At 47.0% G+C, this 25867-nt stretch carries 21 protein-coding genes; 4 read left to right on the top strand and 17 right to left on the bottom strand.

What is annotated here, in order from left to right:
• From BUB19_RS08855 to pdeM, 14 genes are all read right to left on the bottom strand, one after another.
• On the bottom strand, positions 1–606 hold the full coding sequence (locus BUB19_RS08855; RefSeq protein ID WP_073094135.1) for a nucleotidyltransferase family protein: 606 nt from the start codon (positions 604–606) through the stop codon (positions 1–3).
• A 13-nt stretch (positions 607–619) separates the two neighbouring features.
• The gene (locus BUB19_RS08850; protein ID WP_073094134.1) at positions 620–2092 is read right to left on the bottom strand and encodes an SGNH/GDSL hydrolase family protein; all 1473 of its coding nucleotides are present in this window, start codon (positions 2090–2092) and stop codon (positions 620–622) included.
• An 11-nt stretch (positions 2093–2103) separates the two neighbouring features.
• Positions 2104–4992, bottom strand: a complete 2889-nt coding sequence (locus BUB19_RS08845) for a TonB-dependent receptor (protein ID WP_073094133.1) — start codon at positions 4990–4992, stop codon at positions 2104–2106.
• Positions 4993–5389: 397 nt separating this feature from the next.
• Positions 5390–6199, bottom strand: coding sequence for a ferritin-like domain-containing protein (locus BUB19_RS08835; RefSeq protein WP_073094254.1), 810 nt, complete (start codon positions 6197–6199; stop codon positions 5390–5392).
• 16 nt (positions 6200–6215) lie between these two features.
• Positions 6216–6950 carry a ferritin-like domain-containing protein gene (locus tag BUB19_RS08830; RefSeq protein ID WP_073094131.1) on the bottom strand — a complete coding sequence of 245 codons (735 nt, stop codon included), beginning with the start codon at positions 6948–6950 and terminating at the stop codon, positions 6216–6218.
• A 236-nt stretch (positions 6951–7186) separates the two neighbouring features.
• Positions 7187–7525, bottom strand: coding sequence for a gliding motility protein GldC (gene gldC / locus BUB19_RS08825; RefSeq protein WP_073094130.1), 339 nt, complete (start codon positions 7523–7525; stop codon positions 7187–7189).
• 58 nt (positions 7526–7583) lie between these two features.
• Complete coding sequence (locus tag BUB19_RS08820) at positions 7584–8246, bottom strand: 3-oxoacid CoA-transferase subunit B (protein WP_073094129.1); 663 nt, start codon at positions 8244–8246, stop codon at positions 7584–7586.
• 12 nt (positions 8247–8258) lie between these two features.
• Positions 8259–8954, bottom strand: coding sequence for a CoA transferase subunit A (locus tag BUB19_RS08815; protein ID WP_073094253.1), 696 nt, complete (start codon positions 8952–8954; stop codon positions 8259–8261).
• Positions 8947–9897: a bifunctional riboflavin kinase/FAD synthetase gene (locus BUB19_RS08810; RefSeq protein WP_073094128.1), complete on the bottom strand. Its 951-nt coding sequence runs from the start codon at positions 9895–9897 to the stop codon at positions 8947–8949. The genes BUB19_RS08815 and BUB19_RS08810 overlap by 8 nt, the downstream gene beginning before the upstream one ends.
• Positions 9884–10573 (bottom strand): tRNA pseudouridine(55) synthase TruB, encoded by a 690-nt coding sequence (truB, locus tag BUB19_RS08805; protein WP_073094127.1) that lies wholly within the window; start codon positions 10571–10573, stop codon positions 9884–9886. The genes BUB19_RS08810 and truB overlap by 14 nt, the downstream gene beginning before the upstream one ends.
• Complete coding sequence (locus BUB19_RS08800) at positions 10570–11364, bottom strand: undecaprenyl-diphosphate phosphatase (RefSeq protein ID WP_073094126.1); 795 nt, start codon at positions 11362–11364, stop codon at positions 10570–10572. The genes truB and BUB19_RS08800 overlap by 4 nt, the downstream gene beginning before the upstream one ends.
• Positions 11364–11570 (bottom strand): DUF3098 domain-containing protein, encoded by a 207-nt coding sequence (locus tag BUB19_RS08795; RefSeq protein WP_073094125.1) that lies wholly within the window; start codon positions 11568–11570, stop codon positions 11364–11366. The genes BUB19_RS08800 and BUB19_RS08795 overlap by 1 nt, the downstream gene beginning before the upstream one ends.
• 3 nt (positions 11571–11573) lie before the next feature.
• Complete coding sequence (locus tag BUB19_RS08790) at positions 11574–12464, bottom strand: cell division protein FtsX (protein WP_073094124.1); 891 nt, start codon at positions 12462–12464, stop codon at positions 11574–11576.
• A gap of 43 nt (positions 12465–12507) precedes the next feature.
• Positions 12508–13191 (bottom strand): ligase-associated DNA damage response endonuclease PdeM, encoded by a 684-nt coding sequence (gene pdeM, locus BUB19_RS08785; RefSeq protein ID WP_245802814.1) that lies wholly within the window; start codon positions 13189–13191, stop codon positions 12508–12510.
• A 130-nt stretch (positions 13192–13321) separates the two neighbouring features.
• On the opposite strand from pdeM, the gene BUB19_RS08780 reads away from it, so the two are divergent.
• The gene (locus tag BUB19_RS08780; protein ID WP_073094123.1) at positions 13322–13939 is read left to right on the top strand and encodes a hypothetical protein; all 618 of its coding nucleotides are present in this window, start codon (positions 13322–13324) and stop codon (positions 13937–13939) included.
• Positions 13940–13946: 7 nt separating this feature from the next.
• Here the strand turns inward: BUB19_RS08780 and BUB19_RS08775 are convergent, their stop codons facing one another.
• Both BUB19_RS08775 and BUB19_RS08770 read right to left on the bottom strand, forming a co-directional pair.
• Positions 13947–17771 carry a PVC-type heme-binding CxxCH protein gene (locus BUB19_RS08775; RefSeq protein WP_073094122.1) on the bottom strand — a complete coding sequence of 1275 codons (3825 nt, stop codon included), beginning with the start codon at positions 17769–17771 and terminating at the stop codon, positions 13947–13949.
• 21 nt (positions 17772–17792) lie between these two features.
• The gene (locus BUB19_RS08770; protein WP_073094121.1) at positions 17793–19373 is read right to left on the bottom strand and encodes a sulfatase family protein; all 1581 of its coding nucleotides are present in this window, start codon (positions 19371–19373) and stop codon (positions 17793–17795) included.
• A gap of 97 nt (positions 19374–19470) precedes the next feature.
• Here BUB19_RS08770 and BUB19_RS08765 point away from each other — a divergent pair, with 97 nt between their 5' ends.
• Positions 19471–20340: a LamG domain-containing protein gene (locus tag BUB19_RS08765; RefSeq protein WP_143155969.1), complete on the top strand. Its 870-nt coding sequence runs from the start codon at positions 19471–19473 to the stop codon at positions 20338–20340.
• Between the two features lie 44 nt (positions 20341–20384).
• On the opposite strand, the gene BUB19_RS08760 is transcribed toward BUB19_RS08765, so the two are convergent.
• Complete coding sequence (locus tag BUB19_RS08760; protein ID WP_073094250.1) at positions 20385–21596, bottom strand: DUF6807 domain-containing protein; 1212 nt, start codon at positions 21594–21596, stop codon at positions 20385–20387.
• 191 nt (positions 21597–21787) lie between these two features.
• Between BUB19_RS08760 and BUB19_RS08755 the strand changes: the two genes are divergently transcribed.
• The gene (locus BUB19_RS08755) at positions 21788–24604 is read left to right on the top strand and encodes a M16 family metallopeptidase (RefSeq protein ID WP_073094120.1); all 2817 of its coding nucleotides are present in this window, start codon (positions 21788–21790) and stop codon (positions 24602–24604) included.
• 49 nt (positions 24605–24653) lie between these two features.
• Positions 24654–25811 (top strand): sialidase family protein, encoded by a 1158-nt coding sequence (locus tag BUB19_RS08750; RefSeq protein WP_073094119.1) that lies wholly within the window; start codon positions 24654–24656, stop codon positions 25809–25811.
• The last annotated feature ends 56 nt before the right edge of the window (positions 25812–25867 follow it).

The raw sequence follows: 25867 nt of genomic DNA, 5'->3' as shown, positions 1-25867 counted from the left end.
TCAGTCGAAATGGTCCAGATCGCCGGCCAGTAGTGCATGGTAATCCTCACGGGTGTCGATGTCAACTTTTCCGTTTTCGAAGAGCACGGACTCCGTATTGTCTTTTTGCGATCCAATCATTTTCCTGGCTCCTTCCGGACCTTTTAATCCACGAAGCAAGGCGAAACAGTTTTGATCAAAAAGAGCCGGAACACCTAACCTGGTTTTATAAAGAGAGGCCACGATGTCTTTTGTACCCCGGGATTTGGTCTGTATCAGGGTCTCCAGGTGCTTAGCAGGTACCAAAGGCTGATCAGATAGCATGACAATGGCTTGCTTTGCCTGGGATATTTTCTGGAGAACCGAGATGCCCATGCTTATAGAATTGCCCATTCCCTGTTCCCAATCATGGTTTTTGACGATTTCAACTTCCAGATTGCGGATAATCGCTTCAATCTCCTTTCTGAAAGCGCCGGTCACCACGATTATCGGGTCGCAACCTGCCGTTTTCGCCGTCGCTATTGCCCTTTCAATCAGGGTTTGTCCTTCATAGCTAAGGAGCTGTTTTGGCGTTCCCAGGCGGCTTGAATTTCCTGCGGAAAGGATGATGGCTGCTGTCTGTATCATGTATGTATCAGAATCACCTGGGAAGATCGTTTCCTATAAAGGCATTGGGGTTCACTTTCGGGATCACGCTTCCCCATTTCTGATTCAGTGCATCCATGAAATAATTGGCCAGGAATGCATTTCCTCTGGCATTGGTATGAACACCGTCTGTCGAGAAAGCCCCGTTAGGAGGAATGATGGAATTGGAAAGGGGTACCGATCCTGCATTGACCAATCCCGAGGCTACCTGGTTGAGAAAATCATTGACGTCGACCAAAACCAATCTTTCATTCCGGGCACTCACGGCAGCTTGAATGACACCATTGAAGGTATTTGTTTTTTCCTCTAAAAACTCCTGTTCCTGGGGTAACAGAACATATTCATCGCCGACTGGTACCGTGACGCCCCGTATGGCCGTCGGACTGCCATCCACCGCCTCACCGAGTACGGTTGCCAGGGTTAGTGCTACCTTGTCCCCGGGATTGCTGAGCCGGATAGATGGGATACCCATTCCCCGGAGGTCCGTGAGGGTTTTGTCTTCCATCACAAAGCCATTCAATCCGGGCTGAAAGCTGATCCGCCGGAGGCTTTTCTCCTCGGTGCTGATCAAACCGGCCTGTTCAACGTCATCCAGCGCCTGGTTGTATTCCCCAAACGCACCGTTTGCCAGGCTGGCAAAGGCCTGGTTCAGCGGCAGCGCATTCCAACTGATGGTACTGAAAAAAGGCAGGCTGTTCAAATCAGGAATATTTCCTACCGCACCCTTAGCATCCGGATTGGCCTGCAGCATACTTTCTAAAGCAGTATTGTACAATAATTCGAAGTCTTCGTCCGAGGGCAGCAGCGATTCATTGGCCCCTCCTTGTAGTGCATAGGGTAGTACGTCGTTTTTGCCCAGCCAAAAGAGGAAGAAGGTACCCCCATTGGCTAAAGCAGCAGCCGCATCGCCGACGAGGGTGGAGGTACCGGGATTACTGGCAAATCTGGCATAATGCAGGTTAAATTGGGGGTTTGAAGGAGCATTGGTGTTTCCGGTTTCTGGAGATAGCGCAGCAGCCAGATTCATGCCATTCACCCCAAAATTGTTGATTTCGGAACGATTTCCTTCAAAGGGTTGAAGTGGGTTACCAGGCATTATAGGCGCGGGTACTACCGCGCCTGTATTTGGGTTGATGCGCAAAATCAGTCGTCCGATATTGCTTCCCGGCGGACTCAGCACGTATTGTCCAACTTCGGCATTTACATCCGGCAGGTTAAAATCACCTCCGCCAACAGCCTTCAATTGCTCTGCCAGTATGGCTGCATAGGAATTTTGCTGACCCCGATTGTACAAGGCACCATCCATTACTCCGGCTGTTACAGAACTCCCGATAGCAATGGTTTTGCTGAAATCTACCTGGCCGGAGCTTGGATCGGCATCTGTTGGTTCCGGAAATTCATAGAAACCGTCACATGCTCCAAATGCCAACAGAAGAAATAAAGGAAAGTAATAGAAGTTTCGTTTCATTTTTCCTGGGGTTAATTCAAAAGCTCGTCGAAGGTTAGGGAAAGGTAATAAATGGCACCAATGGTAGGTCCTCCGAAATTGAGAAAATACCGGTTATTGAGCATATTGGACCCACCCAATTTAACCACGGTTTTAAGGCTCTTCAATTTGTATGATACCTGAGCGTCAACATTATGGATCTCTGGCACTTCGCCCCTGGCAAAAGAGGATTCCCACCTGAACGCAGTTTGGTAGCGGTAGCTCAGGTTAAAGCCCATCTTTTCGAAAACTTTTCTGTTTCCAAACTGGATGTTGTATTTGTGTTCAGGGGTATTAAACTCTGAGAGAAAGCCCTCCTCAAACGCCGTTATCAGTCGGTTGAAATTATAATTTCCACCTATGGTGTAGTTTTTGGGAAGATTATAGGTGAAGCCCAGCACTGCGCCATGCGCCCTCACTTCCCGGTCTACGATATTGGTGTAAGTCTGAAAGGTGTTTTCCTGGCCGGGAATGGTGACGGGAGTCAGAAGGGTAGGGGCATTGATCGCATTGATGGCACCCTGATCCGAGCTCGGAGATGCGCCCGGGAATACCGGCCCGGGTGCTTTCCTGATCGCGGTCTGAGAAATGAAGTCGTTGTAAATGTTGTAGTAATAAGCCATATCTATCAACAATCTGTTATCGGCCAGCAATCCTTTGAAACCGATTTCAACGGAATTGACTTGTTCGGGTCTCAATGCCGGGAGCTCTGTCACCGCTTGCAGCAGATTGGTAGCGGATGCTGCGACGGGGCTGGCTCCTGCGGCCACGGCTGCTGTGTATTGCTGCACAGAGGCCAGGGAAAGGGCGTTTTCAAAGACATTGTATTTTTCTCTGTAATAGGGAAGTCCTGAAATCAAACGTGCTGAGACCACATTCAGGTCAATGTGCTGGGCCTGGGTGGTTGGCATCCGGAAACCGGTCTGGTAGGAAAGTCGGAAATTACTGTTGCCTTCCGTATACACACCGGAGATCCTGGGGCTGAATTGACCTTCAAAATTCTCATTTTTATCGTACCTGACCGATCCGGTGAGTTTTAATTTTTCCTGCAAAACGCGCTTCGAAGCCTGAGCATAGCCTCCAAACTCCGTCACCGAAATATCATTTCCTTCAACATCTGCAAAAATAGTCCCGTTGGAACGTAGGTCATATATCCGGTAGGAAGCTCCTACCTGTAAGTCCATAAAATCAACTTCATTTTTAAAGTCATATTGTCCCTCAGCCATATACATTCTGGACCTGTCATTGAACAGGGAACCCTGCGGTATGAAGTCTGAACGTATATTTCGCTCAGCGTTCTGAAATTCACCTGATCCAGGCAAATAACGTCCCTGATCTGCCTGTATCCTGGCAAAACGATGGGCCTCAGCCTGCTGTTCGGTAGATCCGGCGGCTCCGGGAGCCACCTGTTGCAGCGCAAGCGCAGCCATATAGTTTAAGGTGTATTCGCCAAACCACTGCGCATTCCCTTTCCATTCATCGTTGATATTCACTCCTGTAAGGTCTGCAATGTACGAATCACCTGAATTTTCCCGGGTAGTGTACCCCCGAATAAAATAATTGTCTGTTTTCAGCTCAAGTTTGTGCTGAGTGATGTTGAAATTGTTCAGGGAATAACGCTGAGCTCCGGTATAGACAGAAGTACCCGAGCCATAATTGAGGGTATAAGAGAGTTCGGTGGCATCATTGATCCGGTAATGAACGGCGCCGCTTACTTTGTAATTTTTCGCGCCGTAGTCCACCAGATCACGCTCATCGTACCCGGTTCGGGATACCACCTGGTCCGGAATACTGGCGATATACCCTCCTAATCCGAATGCGTTGGCCTGCTGTTGCAGGGAGCTAACGTTTCTTAACAGGCCTATATTGTTAGCGACTTCATCTCCAAAAACATGAACCCGGTTTTCGCCGGGATTAAAGGGAAGGTCTCCCTGAGCGGCCGCGTTCAGATCTGTCTGATCGGTACCATACCAGTCCTCTGCCTCCATAAACGAAGCGCTCAATTTAAAAGCCAGCTTGTTGTTAAAAGCATGTGCATAGCGAATAGATCCCTCAAACATCGGTTGAGGAGAAGCAGGCTCGCCAGCTCTGCCCCCAATGTGGTTTATGCCCTGCTTGTAGGAAGCACTCAGGCCCTGGTATTCAAATGGACTTTTGCTGTTGATCAGCAATATGCCATTGAATGCATTGGGTCCATACAAAGCCGAGGAAGCTCCCGGAATAAATTCAACGCTCTCAACATCCAGCTCCGACGGTCCATTGAGATTGCCAATGGGAAAATTCAATGCGGGGGCCTGGGTGTCCATCCCATCCGTCAATTGTACAAAACGTGTATTGCCGGTGGAATTAAAGCCCCTTGCATTCAAAATTTGAAAATTGATGGAAGTACTCGTTACATCTACTCCTTTGAGGTTTGCAATTGCCTTGTAGTAGGTATCACTTGCCGTTTCCCGAACATCCAGGATATCCATCTTCTCAATGGTCACCGGAGATTGCAGGATGCTTTCCTCTACTCTCGATGCGGAGACGACCACCTCCTGGCCCAGCATGGTTTGTTCTTCCAGAATTACCTGTAGCCCGCTTACCTCATTATCCGTTATTTCGACTTCCTTACTGGCAAAGCCAATCATGGAAAAAATCAAAGTCAGTGGTGGGGCCTGGCTGACAGTAAGGTTGTAATTACCATTCCCATCTGTAATGGTTCCAATAACTTTACCCTTAACCAAAATATTGACCCCGATTAAAGGCTCTTTGGTTTCGGATTCAATTACTTTTCCTGAAATGGATACCGTATTCTGGGCTTTGGTCTGAGCATTAAAAAGGAAATAACCCAGTATTGCGATCCAGAAGGATAATCTATATGCCTTTATAGAGATGCTCATGATTTGTTTGGGTTTAGTTTAGCAAAATACGTTAATTTCTCAGTCAAAAGTTTATAATCATTATTTATATTTTAGAATTGGTATTGATACTTCATAGATAAATGATGAAATAGCGTTTTATTTTTAAACGGTTAATTTTAATTTAAGGTAATGAAAATTTAATTTATTTGCACCATTATTCCAATGAATTGCTGTTGGTTGGGTGGCTTTTAATGAAAATGCGATTAGTGCAAATAGAAAAAACAGGAGCAATTCATCCGCTGTGGATAATCACTCCTGTATCTATTTCAGGCATTTATTTGGTTCTAAAATCTGCCGACCTGTTTCAGTATCAGGTCATATCCAGACCATGGAAGGTATAAAAAAACCTTTCTGATGCAGGTCCGGATAAGAGGATTCAGACTATAAATAATCCAGCTATAATAAGTACTTCATTCTTATTAAGAGGTTCATCAAAGGATTCTGTCACCCCATCTGCACCAACAAGGCTAACTGTGGTGACATCTACTCCTCCTTGCACCAAATTGTCCTCGCCATTATAGACAGCTTGTGTTTGTGCGGGCATGGCTTCACCTCTCTGGTCCTGAAGAATCCAGCCTTTCAAACCCCTCAGTCTCCTCACTTCTGATGCATGTCTGGCCTCCACGGAATGAATCTGCAGCGCAGCGGTCAATAAATCGCCATTAGAAAATAAGTTCCCCGCCTGCCCCTTGTAAGCTCGGACGCCTGTATCTTCAAAAGCTTGTGCTAAAGCCAAAAACTGTTGGTAATCCCCATAAGGATTAAAGGCTCCTCCCGCGGTAAAATCGAAATCGGGTTTGGAAACCGGAGTGGCTCCCAGTGAATCGATGACAGTTTTCAGTAAGTCTACATGGTGGACCTCATGAAATTTGATCAATTCAATGATAGAATGGTCCTTACCGGCAGGAATAAGACCATTTGTATCTAATCCCATTGTATAAAATTCCGCTTCCAGGTATTCCAGTGTCAATGCAAAATTAAGCACATCAGCCAGATCTTCCGAAGTCGCAGATTGAGCAGAAGCCTTGTTATTTGTTGCTACACCGGCAAGTGAAAGGGGTATTGCAGCAAATGCCGCTTTTTTACCTAATCCAAGTAGTTTTTCAAAGGCATCTCTTCTTGATATGAAGTTTTCTATTCCTTCAGGCTTCACATCATAGTTTTTTAATAGTTTAAATATGTTCATGATTGCTTCCTCCGTTTTAAGATTTTGGTAATTGATTTGCATTTATTTTGTTAAGGATAAACGGGGATGCTGCTTCGAGGACTTTTTCGGGTTTAAACGCCCTGTCCAATCCGTCGCCATCGATGACATCGCTTCCTGCAAATGACCTGGAATCCTCGTCCAAAACACTTCTGATTGCTGCAGCGTGTCTTCCCTCTACAGAAACAATTTTCCCGGCAATCAAAAGCAAATCAGTACTTTCAAATAGCCTACCAGCACCATTGTAAGCAGCAACGCCTAGATCTTCAAAGGTTTTTGCAGTACTTAAGACACTTTGCCGGTTGGAAAAATCCACCGAACTGAAGTCGAAACTCAGGGAAATAATGGCCTTATCACCTAAGGCTGCCTTTAAGAAATCTCTGTGGGCTACTTCATGCTTCCGTAAATCCTCCATGATCACCATTTCTTCCTCAGGTATGCCATTGTAAGGCATGTTGACCACTTCAATGTAAAATGCAGCCTCAAGCTGTTCAAGTGCATAGGCATAGTTCAAAATGCCTGTGTCACCACTGCCCAGATTTACCGGACGTGGGTGACCTTCAGGTTTACCCTTTCCCTTGTCTGGGAGAATTTGCTCCAGGTGTTCACAACCTGAAATCAACAATCCAGAGGCCGCAAGAGTGGCTCCTCCGTATTTGATAAAAGATCTTCGTGAACCATTAAGTCGGAAATCCAAAGGGGCTTCCACTTTTGATTTACTGGTTTTCGACATGATACTGTTGGTTATTGGTTAATAAATTATTGAAGCTAACCTCTAGCATGGCTCATTTTTATAGTAAGCCAGGGCTTAGCTAAGGGGATGAGTAACACTATATGGTTTCCATCAATCACTTACGAACCAATCAATCCTTTTGGATCTGCAAGGGGGGAAAAGAATTAAAAAGAATTCCTGTTTGGATAGGGAGGATACAAAAAAGCCCATGTTAAAATGGGCTATATTTTTGAAATTTATTTGGTTTTATTTTCCTCATTGACATGGTTGACAAGCCGGTCACACAGGGATTTGATTTCTTCAGAAAAATATTCGTCACCGGTACTGTTTAAAATGGTCTGACCCATGCCACCGAGAATATCAATGTAAAACCGCTTCATCTCAGCAACAGACATTTCGTCCGTCCAAAGATCAATACGTAGGGTACTTTGGTTGAGGTTATCCCAAACGTTCAGACTGATACTTCTGGTAGATTCCAATCCCACGGTTTCTTTATCCGATGCATCCCACTCTATGCTTTTTGGCAGATTCTTTTCGTCAAGGGCTACGGAAAATTTGATTTCAGATTTTTTCATTGTTGTTGTTTTGAGGTCACAAAACTAGCAAAGATTATCGAAACGTTTGGTATAGGACTCAGTCAAAACTTTCCATTTCGGGAATTTCTCCTTTGATCACTAATTTCCCTTCAGTCTTACTTCTTATTTCGTCCAGGCTCACTCCGGGAGCCCTCTCCAGTAACTTAAACCCGCCTTCCGGAAGAATGCCAAAAATACCGAGGTCAGTAAAAATCTTGTGGACGCATTTCACACCGGTTACCGGTAATTTACATTCCTTTAAAAGCTTTGAGCTTCCGTCCTTATGGCAGTGATGCATGGCTACAAGGAGTCGGGCTTCTGATGCTACCAGATCCAGGGCCCCCCCTACACCCTTGACCAATCCGGATGAAATTTTCCAATTGCTGATATCTCCATTCTCGGAGACCTCCAGTGCTCCCAATATGGCCATGTCGATGTGTCCGCCGCGGATCATGGCAAAGGCTTCGGCAGAGTCGAAAAGGGAAGAGCCTTTCACCATGGAAATGGTTTCCTTACCTGCATTGACCAGATCCGGATCGGTATCGGACGCTTTCGGAAAGGGGCCTATTCCCAATAAGCCGTTTTCTGACTGGAATACGACCTGCAGATGATCCGGAATGTAATTGGCCACCAGGGTAGGTATGCCGATGCCCAAATTGATGTACTGGCCGTTTTTGATTTCTTTGGCTATTCTCCTGGCAATCTGACTTTTACTTAACATTTGCTGGCTGGATTAGGCTGAAATCGTGACATTTTCTATTCTTTTTTCGTAGCTTTCGCCCTGAAAAATACGCTGCACATAGATACCTGGCGTATGGATATGGTTGGGGTCCAGGGCTCCCGCAGGTACCAGTTGCTCTACTTCGGCAATGGTGATTTTTCCGGCTGCAGCCATCAAAGGATTAAAATTCCTGGCCGTTCCCCGGTAAATCAGGTTGCCGGCAGTATCGCCTTTCCAGGCTTTGATAAGGGCAAAGTCTGCTTTTATCCACCTTTCCAGTAAATACAATCTTCCGTCAAATTCCCGGATCTCCTTTCCCTTTGCCACATCAGAGCCAATACCTGCAGGTGTAAAAAATGCCGGAATCCCGGCGCCACCCGCCCTTATCCGCTCCGCCAGGGTTCCCTGTGGGATCAGCTCCAACTCCAACAGACTTGCCGCATACTGTTTTTCGAATTCCTTATTCTCGCCGACATAGCTGGCAATTAGTTTCCTGAGCATTCTTTTTTTCAGCAGGAGGCCGATGCCAAAATCATCCACACCGGCATTGTTGGAAATACAGGTCAGGTCTTTAATCTGGCGCTCCGCAAGGGCCTTGATGGAAGCTTCGGGGATTCCACACAGCCCAAAGCCGCCCAAAAGCAACACAGCCCCATCAGTGATGTCGCGAATGGCTTCAGAAGCATTGTTCAGGCTTTTATCAATCATTTTTGTGTCCATTTCCCTTTTGAAAGAAGGCTCTGGCAAACTGCCGGTCTTTTTCCAATTGGTCTTTCAGTTCCGCTAAATTTGCAAATTTTTTTTGTGCCCTCAAAAAGTCAAGCATAAACACACATATGTTTTCTCCATAGATTTCCCTATTAAAGTCGAGTAGATGTACCTCTATGCTTCTGCTGGTACCACTTACTGTTGGCCTGTTACCGATGTTTAACATGCCGGCAAATTCCTCTTTTCCTACTTCCACCCTTACCAGATATGCGGCATCTGCAGGTATCAGCTTATCTGGATCTGCTACCTGTATATTTGCGGTAGGAAAGTCTATGGTCCTGCCGATCTTATCACCCCGTACCACATTACCCTCGAGTTGATAGGGTCTGCCAAGAAACTCATTTGCAGTTTTGATGTCTCCCTTATATAGCGCCTTTCGGATTTTGGTGCTGCTAATGCCTACGTCGTCAATATCCTGACGGGGTATTTCTTCGAGTTCAAACCGGTACTGTTCCTGACGGGCTTTCAAATGTTCGAAACTTCCCGCCCGATCTTTGCCAAATCGATGATCATAACCAATCACCAGTTTCCTGGTTTTGATTTTTTGTACCAATATGCCCTGTATGAACTCATCAGATGTTAACGCCGCGAATTCACGCGTAAAAGGTATACTGATCAGGTGGTCTATGCCAAACTGTTCCAACAAGGCAGTTTTTTCACGAAAGGTATTCAACAAATGGATGCCATGACTCTGCGGAAACAGCACCATTCTCGGATGGGGCCAAAACGATACCAATACCGTCTCTCCCTGAATTGTACGGGCGATATCCTGAAGCCTTTTGAGTATTTTTTGATGGCCCAGGTGTACACCATCGAAGGTACCGATGGTCACCACGGGGTTTTCAAAATGGGGTAAATCAGCAAGAGATTTATAAATTTTCATGCTGCTCACTTTTAATTTTAGCTACCAGAGAATCCAGATTCCAGGCATCTTCCAGCTTAAATGTCCCGATCGCTGTTCTCTTAAGGACTGACAGATAGGCCCCTACGCCCAGTATCTCGCCCATGTCCCTTGCTATGCTCCTGATGTAGGTACCTTTTGAACAGGCTATCCTAAAATGGATTTCCGGCAAATCAATTCCGGTTATCTCAAAGCGGAGCACCCTCACAGGTCTGGGATCCAGTTTGACATCAATGCCCTTTCTTGCTGCCTTGTATGCCCTTTTCCCATCCTTTTTGATGGCAGAGTGCATAGGGGGTACCTGCAGGATATCGCCGGTGAGCCTTCCTGCAGCATGGTGTATCTCTTCTTCTGTCAGGTGGGAGGGCTCAGCTACTTCTTTTATTTCTTTCTCCAGGTCAAAAGACTCGGTGGTTTTTCCCAAAACAATCGTGCCTTCATACTCTTTTTCCTGCGCTTGATAGCCTTCAATATTTTTGGTTTCCTTACCAGCACAGACGATCAACAAGCCGGTGGCCAGCGGATCCAGTGTGCCTGCATGGCCTACTTTTTTAATCTTTAGTGCATTCCTGATTTTTTTTACCACATCGAACGATGTCCATTGATAGGGTTTATTAACCAGAAAAACGGCGCCATATGGTTTTTCCTGACTGCTCATCGATACCAAACAGAGCCAATAGCCAGTAATCCTACGATTAGGCAATACACGGAAAAATAGCTCAGCTTACTCTTCCTTACAAGCTGGATCATCCAGGTACAAGCCGCGAGTCCTGCAACGAAAGCCGCCGCAAAGGCTACAATCAGGGTGATGAATTGATCATCTTGATAGCTGAGCGCACCATCCAGAATATCCTTGCCGATCTTCCCCAGGATAAGCGGTACTACCATAAGGAAAGAAAATCTGGCGGCCCTGTTTTTATCGATTCCCAATAAAACAGAGGTGGATATGGTGGCGCCGGAGCGGGAAATACCCGGTAGCATGGCGATAGCCTGCGCGATGCCAATGATCAGGGCATGTACGTAGGAAACTGGTTTTCCCGTATTTCTGGCCCGATCTGCCAGGAATAGCAACAAGGCAGTAATCAGGAGCATAAAGCCTACGAAGACTACTTTCCCTCCAAATAACTGCTCCAATTGTTCCTCAAAAAACAATCCGATAATGGCAGCCGGAATCATGGAAAGGATAACCTTCAGCGAAAATCGGGTTTCTTCGTTGTCCTTAAATTGGAAAAGACCTTTTATGATCTCATACACATCTTTTCTAAACACCACAATGGTACTCAGCGCGGTAGCAAAATGCACCACTACGGTAAACATCAGACTCTCCTCTGGTAAATTACTGCTTCCCAAAAGGACTGCTGCGATCTCTAAATGACCACTGGAGGAGACCGGTAAAAATTCAGTTAAACCCTGGACAATGCCCAGGATGATTGCTTCAAAAAAACTCATTAATTGTCTTTTTTATAAAAAATGGCGTAAAATTGAAAGAGAAATCCAAAAAGTACGGTGACCGGGCCAAGGGTAAGTCCCATAAAACCAAAGCCGTGTAGCTGTCTGTCCATGCCCATGATGGTGAATCCCAAAACAATTATGGCGATGCCAATTAACATCAACTGGTAATTCCTTCTGGTAAAAGGTAGCGGATTGTTTTTCATATTTCAATAAAGTTCGTCCAGAGACATGTTCAGGTATTTATTAATAGAACGGTAAGTACTCAACCAGGACATCAGCGCTCCCAACAGAATCAGGCCTCCGAAAAGTAGGGCAAGCAATTCCATGTCGTAGAGAAGCTGTAATCCTTCGATAAAATTTTTTCCGTATTCCAGCAAGGCAAATATAAGTGCAGAGGCAATGATGCCGGATAGCGCACCATACAGAAAAGCGCGCCAGAGGAAGGGTCTTCGGATGAATCCCTTTGTGGCACCCACCAACTGCATGCTCCTGATCAGAAAACGTTGCGAAAACAGGGCCAGTTTGATCGTATTGCTAATGAGAATAACCACAGTCACCAATAAAATCAAAATCAGTGTTCCCAAAACGATGCTCACTTTCAGCAGGTTTTCGTTGATCGATGCCACCATGTCCTGCATGTAGGTAACCTCAAATACGCCGGGCAGCTTCTCCAATTCCGAGACGATAATGGAAATTTGCTCCGGGGTCTGATATTCGTCTTTTACGGAAAACGTAAAGGAATCTCTAAGGGGATTTTCGTCCAGAAAAGCAGTAAAATCTTCGCCCACCTCATCCAGAAATAAACTCGCTGCATCTTCCTTCGAGGTGAATTGCACGGTCGTCTCATCCTCTTTTTGCAGGACATAAGGCTTGGCGGCCGTTTGTGAGAGCAGTCTGTCCCGTGAAGCTTTTTCTACATCCTTGTTTAGAAATACCTGTATCTCAATGTTTTCCCGGATCAGACTGGTTAATTTTTTTGCCTGAATAACGATCACGCCAAATAAGCCCATCATCAGCAGTGACAGGGTAATGCTGAATAGCACACTGGCAAACTTGTAGCTGCCCAGCCTGGTTTTTTTTCTTTGCATTTTGGCCATTATGCTCTCTTTACGGGTTTCAAAATTAATCAGGTATCTTGACTTAACAAACCTTATTTTTTAATTTGAAGGGGATTACCGCTTCAGGACCAATTGCCCACAAGGCAGTTGCTGATTTGGCAGTCATTTTTGCCAGTCCGGTGAAAGATCCAAAGGCAGGTAGTATCAGTCGATTGTCTGCTAAAAAATAGCAGGCTAACCTGAGCGACTGCTTTCCCTTTCCTTTGATCACTATGCCGGGATGTAAGTGCCCGCAAATGTTGATTTTTCCGTCTGCTACTTCCTGCAATGGTTCATGACTCAAAACAAAACACCCGATTGAAAAAAATTCTCTATGTATCGAGAGTCTGCTAGTGCTGTACATTGCCGCCGGCAAGACGTCGTGATTGCCCATTATCAGATGAAAATCTACATGAGCATGCATATCCAGGAAATCCAGCAAAACAGTCCAGGCACCGTTATGATCACTATGGAACAGATCACCGAGAAAAAATACTTTTTTGGCTTGCAGCGTAGTGATCAGCTCACGGAGTTTAAGGTAATCGGATTCATGCACGCTTTCCGGAATTGGGATTCCGGATTTTCTGAAATGCCCCGCCTTGCCAAAATGGGTATCTGCTATAAGAATGGCCGCTTCCTCTTCCAGCCAAATGGCTTTTTCCTTTAACAGGTGCACCCGCCGCCTCTCGTATTGCCAGATGTATTTGCCCGCTGTTGTCAGATTCAAGTTCAGTTGCTATTTACGCAAAGGTAGAAGTTTTGGTATAGAAATTGCCGATCGACTGGATAAACATTTATTGCGCCTGCCCCTGCATGGTGGGCTGCTGTGATTGACGACTATTTCCTACTTATTGAAAATGAAAACCAAACCAATTTTTCTGATCGGAGCACTGTTGCTGGTTTTGTATTCAGCACAGAGCAAAGCCCAGGAGCTGGAGCTCAGTGCCGGACTGAGCCACAAATACCTCCTCGGTAATCAAAGAGACGTTTATGCACCCGCTTTGGGTATCGAACTGGCTGCAGGCAGGCAGGAATTGACTTCTTTTTCTGCCGATATGATGACCTGGGGACTCAATGTCGGAATCTACAGGAGAGATAGAATCACAGATGAAGTTGAAGATTCACTCGGTCAATACCAACATTTGGTTACTACCAGGGGAAGCTATCGATATGATTATTATTACAGTGATTTTCTTTCCTTCTTTTATGGTGCAGAAGCTGGCTTTGAATTCATTTCTCCCAAATCTGAGGAACCAATGGTGCTTCCTGCCAACAGTACCAGGATTTTTACCAGAGCCGTACTGGCACCTAATGCAGGGGTAAATTTTGAGTTCAATCGCTACGTGGGTGTTTTTTACAAATTTCAGTATGAGCTTGGTAAGTTTTTTGGTGAACAGCCCCAATGGGGGGCACCTTCCTCAAAATGGAACCATTTGCTGAACAACGTCGCAGGTGTTAGAATCAAGATTTATTGACCGGCCCTCATTCGATTTTTCGCGGGCTTTGCAGGTAGGCCATCAGGTTGATCAGTTCCTGATCAGACAATGGCTCGAATAAGCCCGGTGGCATAAGTGACAGGTCTGTGGTTTCCTTGTTTTGGATATTTGATTTGTTTATCTGTACAGGGTCCTGGCCGGCAATTTTCAAGGTGATTTGCCTCGGGCTTTCACCCACTACATTTCCGGTGTAGGTTCTGCCATCCAGGGTTGTGATGATTACCAGTCTATAGGCATCTTGTATTTCAGCACTCGGTTCCAGTACGTTGAGCAGAATGTACTCCGGATCTTGCCGGTTGGAGCCCGTCAGGTCCGGTCCAATATCGGCACCTTCACCGAACATTTTATGACAGCTTCCGCAGGATTGCATGAAAGTATTTTTACCGGCAGCTAGGTCGGCAGACTGCAGTGCCTTTGACTTTAGGATTTTCCGATAATTTTCGTAGGCCTCCCTATCATTTGGTACATGCTCGATCGGACCCCAGACTTCTACAAATCCGCTCCCGATTACCCTGTGCAATTGCCGGGCCAGCGTGACGGGAATTTCTTTTTTGGAAATATTACCGGATTGGAGTTGCTGCATCAGCAGATTCCCATATACAGATCTGCTGGACAGGCTTTGCAGGATGGCTGTTTTTTCCTCTTCAGATCCCCCTGGATACAGGTCTACCAGTCTTTCTCCCAGTGATAAATTGTTGTAGTTTGCCACTGCCTTGATTGCCGCCAGCCGGAGTTCCCTGTCATCGAGAAGTTGGGGGAGGAGAGCAGTCAGCTCCTGCTTCTGCTGAGCAGAAAGCATTTGTATGGCTCTTATTTTTGTCTCAACGGTTTCAGACCGGCTACGCAGGTCATGCAGGGCTTTTTGGGTGGCAGCAGCATCTCCGAATCTGGCAGATATCCGTGCCGATAAATCTTTCAATCGGTCATTTTTTTCCAGTTGCTTTGCTGATTGTTTCCAATTTGCCGGCACCTCCAGATCCGTACGCCCTTCCATCCCATTGAGCATGCCTTCCAAAAGCCAGATCTTGTTTTGATCTGCCGACTGAATGGTGCTTACCAAATCAGCCAGCAGGTCTTCATCCACAGCCCGCCTGGCCATAAAACGGGTCAATAGCGGGATGTTTGAGGAGGAAGCCAGTTCGAGAAATTTCTCCGGATTAGTTTCGATCAGCTGCTCTGTACCAAACCAGATCATTTTGGGGATATTGTGGTCCGATTGATCTTCCTCACGCTGCATCAGTGCAGCGGCTATTTCCCATTTCCATGCCTCGGGAACCCTTTGCAGGGCAGCAGCCAGGTATAACCTCACTGTGGCTGCAGGGTCGGTTTCTGCCAACATCCGAAATTTTTCCCGAACCCGGGCGGGGGGATTCTTGTCTTCACAAAGCAACTGTATGCCCCAGGCCCTTACATAGGGGTCGCTGTCTTCCAGAAGGGAGACCAGTTCCTCGTCCTGCAAGCCGTTAATCTGGTGCAGGGCCCATAATGCCCGAAGCCGGTAATCCGGATCTTTGTTATTGTCAAATATGTCCTTCAGGCCGGTCATGGTCTCCTCCTTTAAAGCATCCTTTGCCGCTCTTTTCTGCAATATCCCCCGCGCTCTTCTGGAGTGCCAGTCACTGTTGCTGGTTTGCAGTTTGACCAATTCCAAGTCAGATAAATTGTTCAGGTCCTGATACCGGCCCTCCCAGTTTTCGGCCCCGGATTGCTCTGGCATGATCCTGAAAATTCTCCCGGTCTCACCATGTAGCACCTCCTGTCCACAGATGTCAGCATCATGCCAGTCAAGTACATATACACCTCCCTCCGGTCCTATTTCCATGCTGAAACCTACCCATTGCGCATTATTTGCCAAAAGAAAATCATCACCGTGCTGTCCACTGAATCCTGAGCCATCGGGAACCAATTTATCCGTCAACACGGCATGCTCATGAATATTGGCCATGAATACCTTGCCGTGCTCTTCCTCCGGGAAAGCATCGGACTGGTAAATCCGCGCACCTCCATGCGCAGAACGGTGGCTGTGATCCGTAATAGTTTTGATATCCTCATACACGTAAGGATTAAAATGTTGCCCTCCCTGCCGGTGGTAAATGCCTCCGGGTACCACATGCCAAAGGTGGGGGATTACGCAGGCACTCATGATCAATTGTCCTTTGCTGTCATAATCGATACCCCAGGGGTTGCTAAAGCCATGGGCTACCACTTCGAATTGGTTTTTGGTCGGATGATAGCGCCACACTCCTCCGTTGATATCCACGCCTTCCCCCTCAAGCAAATTTTCCGGAAATCGGTCTTTGTGGTAATACAATTTCTTTTTTTCTGCTCCAGCCGGTTTCCTGATCTTTGACGGCGTGGCAAATCCCTGAAGGCCATACAACCAGCCATCTGGCCCCCAATGTAAGCTGTTTAGGGTTTCGTGACGGTCCCTTATGCCCCAACCTGTTAGCAAGACTTCTATATCCTCCTCATCGGCCTTGTCATCACCATCCTTGTCGGGGATAAAAAGCAGGTTGGGAGGTGCTCCCACGTATACCCCATCGAATCCAACGGCCAAAGCAGCCGGAAAGGCCAGGCCTTCCATAAAAACTTTTTTGCTGTCCGCAATACCATCCCCATCGCTATCTTCCAATATCAGGATGCGGCTGTCGCCCGCGTTGGAGAAACCATGCCCACGGGATTCATAATCCCTGTTTTCAGCCACCCAAAGCCTGCCCTGGTCGTCCCAGCAAAAAGCCATAGGTTGGGTGATCATGGGCTCAGCAGCAAAGACATTGACCTCAAATCCGGGTTTAACGGTCATTTCTGCTACGGCTTCGTCCGGACTGAGAAATTTTGCCTTTCTGCCTTCCTCCTGGGCTATTCTCCAAAGCGCAGTGGTATTGTACATGCCGGTATTGCCGGTATATTGCCCCCAGGCATCGGTCAGGGCCAGGTCCTGGAATTCATCTGTATATACCAGCAGCCGGTGTTTTAATACCAGTTCTTCTCCTGCAGCAATCTCCCAATCCTCGTCCCGGGTGTAGGCAGGTCCCACGCCAAATTGTCCGTCAACCCGCCATTTTTGGGGATACCCCTTATTATCGGGATGGTCAAAAAGTGCGATGTTTACCCGATTGTCCCGATCAGGCACCTGCATGCCTATGTTGAGCCACATGGAAGGCTGCCCCTCCGCCATTTCATTTTTCTGTCTTGCAGTATTGATGACTTCGGCATCGATCCCTTCAGACCAGGGCATCCTGAGAAAGAGTCCACCATAATCGTATTTTCCGATGTTAACCGCTGTTTCGGCTTGCCCTGTCCATTCCAGATCCAGGAAATATTTTCCTTCATTCAAAGTAAGAGACCAGTTCTGTGTCTCCGTCATCAGAGGTTGTCCCAGGCTGTCCAGCATTTCATAGACGGTTTGCCAGGCTACCGTTTCACCCGATGCCTGAATCACATTGGCAGCTATTTTCTTCCAGTGGCTCTCCCCTGGATGATGAAAATAATCCCGACCATTTACCTGCGTAAATCCCCAATATAACCCGGTCTGATGTTTGTGATGTCCCGGACTGTATTGGGTCAGCAGGCCGGAACCATCTGGTGCCAGGATAGGGTGGATATAGGGCCTGAATCCCTTTCTGGCTTCCTGCACCAGGATGGCCTTTTCCGGTAAGTCCCTTCTAAAGACCTGGATTTGCCCGCTGGTTTCATCCTGAATGATCTCGAGTTTGGCTGTATCTGCAAGAGTGCTGGATTCCCGGTCATTTCCGCCGGGTCCACAGCTTACCACCAGGACGGATAGAATAATAAAATGAAAGATTCGCATATATTTGGGTTTATTTGCTGATCAATAGGTACTTCTGGGATGTATCACGCCGTATTGAATTTTGATCCTTTTCAGTCGGTCCTTTAAATTGGCCCGGATAGCTTCGTACGCGGGGTCTCCATAGATATTATTCATCTCCTTTGCGTCCTTTTCCAGATCGTACATTTCCCACTCGTCAAGCTCATAAAAATGCATGAGTTTGTAGCGTTTACTTGTCAGACCTTCATGCTTTTGTACACTATGTACTCCCGGGAATTCGTAGTAGTGGTAATAGAGGTATTCCCGCCAGGTGTCGGGTGATTGCCCCATCATGAGGGGCAGCAAACTGCGACCCTGCATGCGGTCAGGTGCTTCCACTCCTGCAAGTTCCAGGAAGGTTTGTGCAAAATCCAGGTTGGACACCAAATCATTGTTGACGGTATTTGCAGGGATTTTACCGGTCCACTGCATCAAAAGAGGCGTCCTGAAGGACTCCTCATACATAAAGCGCTTGTCAAACCAGCCATGCTCACCCAGGTAAAATCCCTGGTCTGAGGAGTAGACGATCAGGGTATTTTCTTCCAGTCCATTCTCCTCCAGGTAATCCAGTATGCGGCCCACATTGTCATCGACAGAACGAATGGTGGCCAGGTAGTCCCTCATATATCGCTGGTATTTCCACTTTACCAGCTCTTTTCCCTGAAGGTTTTTATGCTCAAATGCTTCAATAATGGGATTGTACACAGCGTCCCAGCCAGCCTTTTGTTCGGCATTCATCCTGCCATAGGTACGCTGGAAACTGCCCTGCCTGCTGTATTCCGGGCTCCAGATTTTCAAATCCGACGCTGTCTGCATTGTTTTTTCAATGGTCATGTCCTGCTCTCTGGCAGCGGTACCACGGGTACTGTAATCGTCAAAAAGATTATCCGGCTCTGGAAAAGTTATGTCTTCGTACAAGGTTAGGTGATCAGGTCCTTTTTCCCATTCCCTGTGAGGAGCCTTGTGGTGTAGCATCAGTAACAACGGTTTTTCCCCATCCTTGTTTGCTTCCAGCCATTCCAATGACTTGTCCGTTATCAGGTCGGTGACATAACCGGATACGACAGTAGTGTCTGAGGCAGTGATAAATTCCGGGTTGTAATAATGCCCCTGTCCGGGTAGGATTTCCCAGTGGTCAAAACCGGTAGGAGCAGAGCGAAGGTGCCATTTGCCGATCAATGCGGTCCTGTATCCATTTTCTTTTAACAATTTCGGGAAGGTAATCTGGCTCCCGTCAAAGGTGTCCCCGTTGGTGCGCTGCCCATTCACATGGCTATGGGTCCCCGTAAGAACGGTAGCCCTGGAAGGTGCGCAGATGGAATTTGTGACGTAGGCCTTGTCAAATCGCATGCCCCTGCGTGCTATTCTGTCTATATTGGGCGTGGGGGCAAGCGCGGCAAGCCGATTGCCATAGGCACTGATAGCCTGAAAGGCATGATCATCGGAAAAAATAAATAAAATATTCGGAGGTTTCGGAGCAGATGTCTCCTCTGCTTCCTGATGGGTGCAGGACACAGCTTCCAGGAAAAAAATTAATATGAGGACAAGGCCATTGCTTACTGGAAAATTGACTTTTTTCTTCATTTAGATGCTCAGGTAGCTAGCGTATTATTTTATAAATTTACAATATTGAAAAGCAAACAATATAAATATATTTCTTTTCACAAAGAAATCTGAAGTAATGATGCGAAAAAGAGCCTTTCAATGTACTATTTGGCTGTATATAGTTGTTGTACATCTCACTTTTGGTAGGCAGGAACCGATCCGGGAAATCGCCGGGAAAAACGGTTTGGTCGCATTATGGGATTTTAAGGAAACTGCCGGAAATGAAAGAATGGCGATCGGTTTGGGGAGTTTTCCTTTGAAAGAAATGAATGGCCCAATTTCCAGGATTGAAGAAGGGCCTTTATCAGGCTTTTCTGCAGTTTTTAAAAATGAGGCATATATGGCACTTCCATATATAAAGTCAGGTGCTCTGAATATTCATGGGGAAAGGCAGGGAATAACGGTGATGGCATGGGTAAAATGGCAGGGAAAGACAGGTTTTGTTGGTGGAATGTGGAATGAATATACAGATGGAGGCAAAAGACAATATGGGCTGTTTGTTGACCTCCCGCATTACAATGGGGCCAATCAGGTTTGCGGCCATGTTTCTGCTTCAGGCGGACCAACTCCGCCATTCCCATATAGCTGCGATTATTCAGCCAGCAAACAAGAACTTAACACGGGCAATTGGCATTTTATTGCTTTTACTTATGACGGTCAGTTTATCAAATCTTATCTGGATGGGGAATTTCAGGAAAGGGCTCCTGAGCCAATCAAAAACACCAAAGGTTTTCCGGGATTGCCAGAGGGACTGGTCCATTCCAAAAACCCCTACTTTTTTCCTCATGGATTAGGAGACAATGGTTCCGATTTTACGGTTGGAGCTGTAGTCTTAAAAAGGGGGATGGGCAACTTTTTCAATGGGTTGATTGGTGGAATTGCCATTTTTGACCGGGCACTCGAAGATGCCGAAATGCGGGAAATTCACCGAATAACCATGGAGTAACCGGACCCGGATCAAATTTCCTTCGGAAAATCCTGTGTGTGCTGCTATTGATCCAGGATGTTTACCAGGATTGGGTTTTTCAGGTCATTGGCGATACTTTCGATTACTTTTTCATCGGGTTCGCCCTGGTGCACATAATACCGGAAGCTGCTTTTGAATTTTTCCCCCGGTGCGATGTAAAACCCTTCGTTAACCATCGGGGCATATACCCAATAGGGCATGGTAGGATGCACCCTTATTGGCTGGGGATAGCGGAAATTATCCGGAAAGCCGAAAATGGTACTGCCTGCCGTTTTACCTTCCACCTCTCCATATGCGGCTACCCAGGCCGCATCAGTATGATTGGCATTTTCGTTAGTAAAACCCTCTGAAGTAAGTATATTCCACGAGTTGGTATAATTAAGGGTATCAACTTCATTCCATTCCTGACTACCGCGAAAGCCCATGCCCCCATAATGGTACTCCAAAATATGAAGTGTATCAGAACTGGTATTGGTTTGCTCTGAATACAGGTCAAATAAATAATAATCGCTGACCGGGTATACCATCACCCGCCATTTTTCCTCCAATACCTCACCGTCTTTAAGGCTGATATGGCTCAAAATACTTTCAAACAATGCCGTATTGCTTCCTGATTCAACATGATTGAGTTCAACATGTTCTACTGTACCTGTTTCCTGATGCTGGTTCCAGAAATCAACTTTTTCTCCTTTAAAACGGGTATTTACCCAGGCATTAAAAACTGCGTGCTGATGCGTATGTCCTGCGGGGAATGCATCTGTAAGCACCTGACCTTCCGGACTGTAAAGGGGATGTATCATTCCGCTTCTCTTATAGTAATCCGGAAGTCCCTCTTCGGGGTAGGCAGTGGCCGTCTGGTAAAACAATACGGGACTACCTGCTATGCTGATTTCCACTCCTTCCCCGGTGACATTGATAGATGGAGCTTGCTGGCTTTTCATTTCGTCGTCGGTTTGCCTTAAGGCGTAGTTTGCTGCGGTTTCCGCACCCATGGAATCTATAAAAACCAGCAACTGACCAGATTCCAGCACCTGTGCAGGAAAGGCGCGCCCGGTGGCCTCATTCACCAATTCGTAATTGCTTCCTGCCGGCAGTGTTTTTTCCAGGTTGATCAACAAGGGACTGTTTTTTCTTTCCACACCTCTGTTTTCCAGACTAAAGCGGGCAATGGGAGAGGAGGTACAGGCCATCGCAAGAATAGCGACCAAAAGAACGGGGAGATTTATTTTAAGCATAATGGATATCGGTTCGATTTCAAATATCGAAAGCAAATCAATGATTTCCAATGCGGATCGGTGAATAGTTCCACGATTATAAAAACCTAACTTATTTTCTATTCATTTGGACAGATTTTTTCAAATAGTAATAAAATTTAGCATATTGGTCATCCTATCCAGGGTTTTACCCTCTTTTCTAATCAACAGGTATGCAGTTAAGCAGGCAATATTTATTGTTCATTTGTTTTGCGTTTCACGTTTTATCGTCCCTGGCACAGGTCGATTCTTCAGCGATCGTCCCACTGGATCAGCGGGTTAGGGTGGGTCAATTGGAGAATGGGATGCGGTATTACATTCAAAACAATCCCAAGCCCGAAGACAAGCTGGAGCTTCGGCTGGCGATAAAAGCCGGTTCCATGCAGGAAAAAGACACCCAACTTGGTCTTGCTCACTTTGTAGAACACATGGCTTTCAACGGGTCTGAGCATTTCGAGAAAAACGAATTGATCAGTTACCTGCAGTCTATAGGAGTGTCCTTTGGAAGTGATCTGAATGCCTACACCAGCTTTGATGAGACGGTGTACATGCTACCCATACCTACCGATGAAATGGAAAAACTGAAGACAGGCTTTCAGGTGATGCGAGACTGGGCCGGAGGGCTTTTGCTGGAGTCGGAAGATATCGATGCCGAGCGTGGGATAGTCGTAGAGGAGTGGCGCACGGGCCAGGGAGTGGACCAGCGCATGCGGGATGCGTACTTGCCGGTATTGCTTCATGATAGCCGTTATGCCCGTAGAATGCCCATAGGAGAAATGGACGTGATCCGGAATGCAGACGAAAGGCTCATCCGGGAATTTTACCAGGATTGGTACCGGCCCGAACTCATGGGTATCGTGGCTGTGGGCGATGTACCCGTAGCAGAAGTAGAGCAACTGGTCAGGGATTACTTTTCCGACCTGGAAAATCTGCCAAACGCTCCGGAGAGAAGCTATCACGAGGTGCCGGAGCATGCAGAGAACTTTGTAAAAATCGTGACCGATGAGGAAGCTCCGGGCATTCAGGTACAGCTTTATTACAAGCACAAGCCTGAACCCACGCTTACGTATGAGGATTACAAAACGAAGGTGCTAAGGACGATGTTTGGCGGCATGCTCACCCAGCGGCTGGACGAGATCAGGCAAAAGCCCGATGCACCCTTTATATTTGCTGGTGCAAGGTATGGCAGCCTGGTGAGGGGGTTGGAATTTTTTACCACTTCCGGTGTTGTTGGTCCCGGAAAGGCGAAGGCGGGTTTGCAGGCTTTTCTGACAGAAAATCAGCGCATTGTACAGCATGGATTTACAGAGACTGAATTGGAGCGGGTCAAGAGATCACTGTTGAATAGCGCAGAGCGCAATTTTAAGGAGATGGACAAGGCTGAGTCGCGCTCCCTGGTAGGTCGGTATGTAAGCCATTTTCTGAACCAGAGTTTTGCGGAAGGTCCGGAACTCAGGTACAGGATTTATCAGGAAATGATCCCCCGGATCTCCCTGGAGGAGGTAAACCAACTGGCCGGTAAGTTGATCCGCGATGACAATACCGTGGTGATTGTTACCGCACCGGAGAAGGACCGTGCCGGGCTACCAGACGAAGACGAGTTACTTGCGCTTTTGGAAAATGCCGGTGAACTCGAAACCGAACCCTACCAGGAAAAGGAGCTGAGAGAGGAACTATTGCTCAGCTTGCCTGAACCCGGAAAAATGAAATCTATAGATAGCCTGCCTTCGGTAGGCATTACGAGCATAGATCTGGAAAACGGCCTCAAAGTACATTTTAAGCCTACAAACTTTAGAAATGATGAAATCGTATTTACCGGATACAGTGAGGGAGGGACGTCATTGTATGCCGATAAAGACCATTATAGTGCTTCCTATGCTGGTACCGCTGTGAATGTGATGGGGGTGGGAGATTTTTCACCCTCTGATTTGAGGAAAGTTCTGGCAGGTAAAAATGTGCAGGTGACGCCGAATATTGGCAGGTATGCGGAGAATATTTCGGGCAATACTTCGCCTGGTGATTTCGAATTGGCGCTGCAATTGATGCACCTTTACTTTACCGCGCCCAGGATGGACAGAGGGCTCTGGGAAGTGTTTCTCGCCAATCAAAAAAACCAGTTGGAGAGTGCTGCTGTGAATCCCGATTTTCAATTTAGCAGAAAGGTAAACGAGATTATCAGTAACGGAAATCCCCGGGGTATGGGTATCTACCGACCGGAACAACTGGACTCTATTGACCTGGACCGCAGCCTTGAGATATACCGGGAGCGATTTGGAAATATATCGGATTTTGAATTTCTATTTACGGGCAATATAGACCTTCAAACGGCCATTCCTTTGATTGAACTGTATTTGGGGAGTTTGCCGGGTAATCCCCTGGTCGGGGAAGAGGAGTACAATGATCTGGGGATCAGGCCACCGCAGGAGGAAAGGGAGCTCATCAAAGTAGGGGTGGACGATAAGAGCCAGGTGATTTTGTATTTTAACGGAGAAACTCCCTATTCTCTGGAGAAAAGCCAGCAGTTTTCCTATCTGGGAGAAATTCTCACCATAAAGCTGATAGAAACCCTGAGGGAGGAAATCGGCGGCGTATATGGGGTGAGTGCCAGAGGGGCTTTGAGCCGGGTTCCGGAAGAACGGTTTGCCTTTACCATAAATTTCCCCTGCGGTCCGGATGCGGTTCAGGAATTGACCGATGCAGTGTGGGAAGAAATTGAGAAAATTAAGAAAAATGGTCCCGAACCGGAGGACCTTGAAAAAGTACGGGAAACCAAACGCATCTCACTGGAAGAAAACCTGAAGCGGAACGGCTTTTGGCATGGGCAGATCAGTGCGGCCATCAGTGGGGGTATGCCATTAGATACGGTTTTGGGTGCGGAAGACAGGGTATTGGGGGTGACTGCAAATCAGGTGCAGTCGATCGCCAGAGAATATCTCCAAAAACCCTATTTATTGCAGATTATCAGGTATCCGGAGGGATATCAGGAGTAGTATCCGGGAAATATGGGACTTCAATAATTACACAAAATTTTCTAATGACATGGCAAATTTGATAACGTATTGTATCCTTATTCTCTCATTTCATGCTTCAGCATCCTTGGGGCTCCCCAGCCCGGAGCAACAAAATGAAGCAGCTATTTTTGTAAGCGGGGAGGATGGCTACCACACCTACAGAATTCCCGCTTTGCTGGTGGCTAAAGATGGTACGCTGCTGGCCTTTGCTGAAGGAAGAAAATCGGGCCGGGGCGACTCGGGAGATATAGACCTGCTGGTAAAGAAGTCGAAGGATGGAGGCAAGACCTGGTCCGCGCAGGAAGTGATATGGGATGATGGAGGCAATGTGTGTGGCAATCCCAACCCGGTTTTGGATGAAACCACCGGGGAAATCCATCTGCTGATGACCTGGAATCTGGGCGAGGACCATGAAGGAGACATTATCCGGAAGAAGAGCAAAAGCACCCGGAAAGTGTTTGTGATGAGTTCTGCTGATCATGGCCACACCTGGTCAGCGCCCAAAGACATTACGGCACAGGCCAAGCGATCGGACTGGGGCTGGTATGCGACCGGTCCGGGCGTGGGGATCCAGATTAAAAACGGTCCGCATAAAGGTAGACTGGTCGTCCCTGCCGATCACAGTTATGACGATCCGAATGGAAATGTAAGGGGGGGCGATTTTGAATTCGGTGCGCATGTGATCTACAGTGACGATCAGGGACAAACCTGGAATCTGGGTGGTGTGATCCGGCCCAAAGTGAACGAGTGCCAACTCATTGAAATGGCGGATGGAAAGGGTACGCTGATGATGAATATGCGTTCCTATTTTGGAAACAACAGGCGTACATATTCTCTGAGCAGGGATGGCGGGATTAGCTGGTCAGACCCGGTGGAAGCGAGTGCACTGGTCGAACCTGTTTGTCAGGCCGCCTTTCTCCGGTATTCCTGGCCAGAGGACCCCACCGGAGATCTGGTTTTATTTTCCAATCCTGCAAGCACGAGTAGGGAAAACATGACCGTAAAATTAAGCCGGGATAGTGGCAGAACCTGGCCAGCTTCCCACGTGCTTTTTGACGGCCCTTCTGCTTATTCTTCTTTGGCCGTATTGCCTGATGGCGAAATTCTCTGTCTCTTTGAAAAGGGAGATCAAAGCCCTTATGAAAAGATCGCGTTAGCCAGGCTAAGCCTGGACGATTTTCAGTGAGGCAGGCAGGTCTGATAAAATCCAGCAGATAAAAACAGCATATAGCCTGTTCAGAT

The organism is Cyclobacterium lianum (assembly GCF_900143075.1).
Classification (GTDB): domain Bacteria; phylum Bacteroidota; class Bacteroidia; order Cytophagales; family Cyclobacteriaceae; genus Cyclobacterium; species Cyclobacterium lianum.
This window is presented reverse-complemented; position numbering and strand designations above follow the sequence as displayed.

Bases quoted from the DNA above. Each gene is read 5' to 3' on its own strand.
- BUB19_RS08855 (WP_073094135.1), bottom strand. From the start codon at position 606: ATGATACAGACAGCAGCCATCATCCTTTCCGCAGGAAATTCAAGCCGC.
- BUB19_RS08850 (WP_073094134.1), bottom strand. From the start codon at position 2,092: ATGAAACGAAACTTCTATTACTTTCCTTTATTTCTTCTGTTGGCATTT.
- BUB19_RS08845 (WP_073094133.1), bottom strand. From the start codon at position 4,992: ATGAGCATCTCTATAAAGGCATATAGATTATCCTTCTGGATCGCAATA.
- BUB19_RS08835 (WP_073094254.1), bottom strand. From the start codon at position 6,199: ATGAACATATTTAAACTATTAAAAAACTATGATGTGAAGCCTGAAGGA.
- BUB19_RS08830 (WP_073094131.1), bottom strand. From the start codon at position 6,950: ATGTCGAAAACCAGTAAATCAAAAGTGGAAGCCCCTTTGGATTTCCGA.
- gldC (WP_073094130.1), bottom strand. From the start codon at position 7,525: ATGAAAAAATCTGAAATCAAATTTTCCGTAGCCCTTGACGAAAAGAAT.
- BUB19_RS08820 (WP_073094129.1), bottom strand. From the start codon at position 8,246: ATGTTAAGTAAAAGTCAGATTGCCAGGAGAATAGCCAAAGAAATCAAA.
- BUB19_RS08815 (WP_073094253.1), bottom strand. From the start codon at position 8,954: ATGATTGATAAAAGCCTGAACAATGCTTCTGAAGCCATTCGCGACATC.
- BUB19_RS08810 (WP_073094128.1), bottom strand. From the start codon at position 9,897: ATGAAAATTTATAAATCTCTTGCTGATTTACCCCATTTTGAAAACCCC.
- truB (WP_073094127.1), bottom strand. From the start codon at position 10,573: ATGAGCAGTCAGGAAAAACCATATGGCGCCGTTTTTCTGGTTAATAAA.
- BUB19_RS08800 (WP_073094126.1), bottom strand. From the start codon at position 11,364: ATGAGTTTTTTTGAAGCAATCATCCTGGGCATTGTCCAGGGTTTAACT.
- BUB19_RS08795 (WP_073094125.1), bottom strand. From the start codon at position 11,570: ATGAAAAACAATCCGCTACCTTTTACCAGAAGGAATTACCAGTTGATG.
- BUB19_RS08790 (WP_073094124.1), bottom strand. From the start codon at position 12,464: ATGGCCAAAATGCAAAGAAAAAAAACCAGGCTGGGCAGCTACAAGTTT.
- BUB19_RS08780 (WP_073094123.1), top strand. From the start codon at position 13,322: ATGAAAACCAAACCAATTTTTCTGATCGGAGCACTGTTGCTGGTTTTG.
- BUB19_RS08775 (WP_073094122.1), bottom strand. From the start codon at position 17,771: ATGCGAATCTTTCATTTTATTATTCTATCCGTCCTGGTGGTAAGCTGT.
- BUB19_RS08770 (WP_073094121.1), bottom strand. From the start codon at position 19,373: ATGAAGAAAAAAGTCAATTTTCCAGTAAGCAATGGCCTTGTCCTCATA.
- BUB19_RS08765 (WP_143155969.1), top strand. From the start codon at position 19,471: ATGATGCGAAAAAGAGCCTTTCAATGTACTATTTGGCTGTATATAGTT.
- BUB19_RS08760 (WP_073094250.1), bottom strand. From the start codon at position 21,596: ATGCTTAAAATAAATCTCCCCGTTCTTTTGGTCGCTATTCTTGCGATG.
- BUB19_RS08755 (WP_073094120.1), top strand. From the start codon at position 21,788: ATGCAGTTAAGCAGGCAATATTTATTGTTCATTTGTTTTGCGTTTCAC.
- BUB19_RS08750 (WP_073094119.1), top strand. From the start codon at position 24,654: ATGGCAAATTTGATAACGTATTGTATCCTTATTCTCTCATTTCATGCT.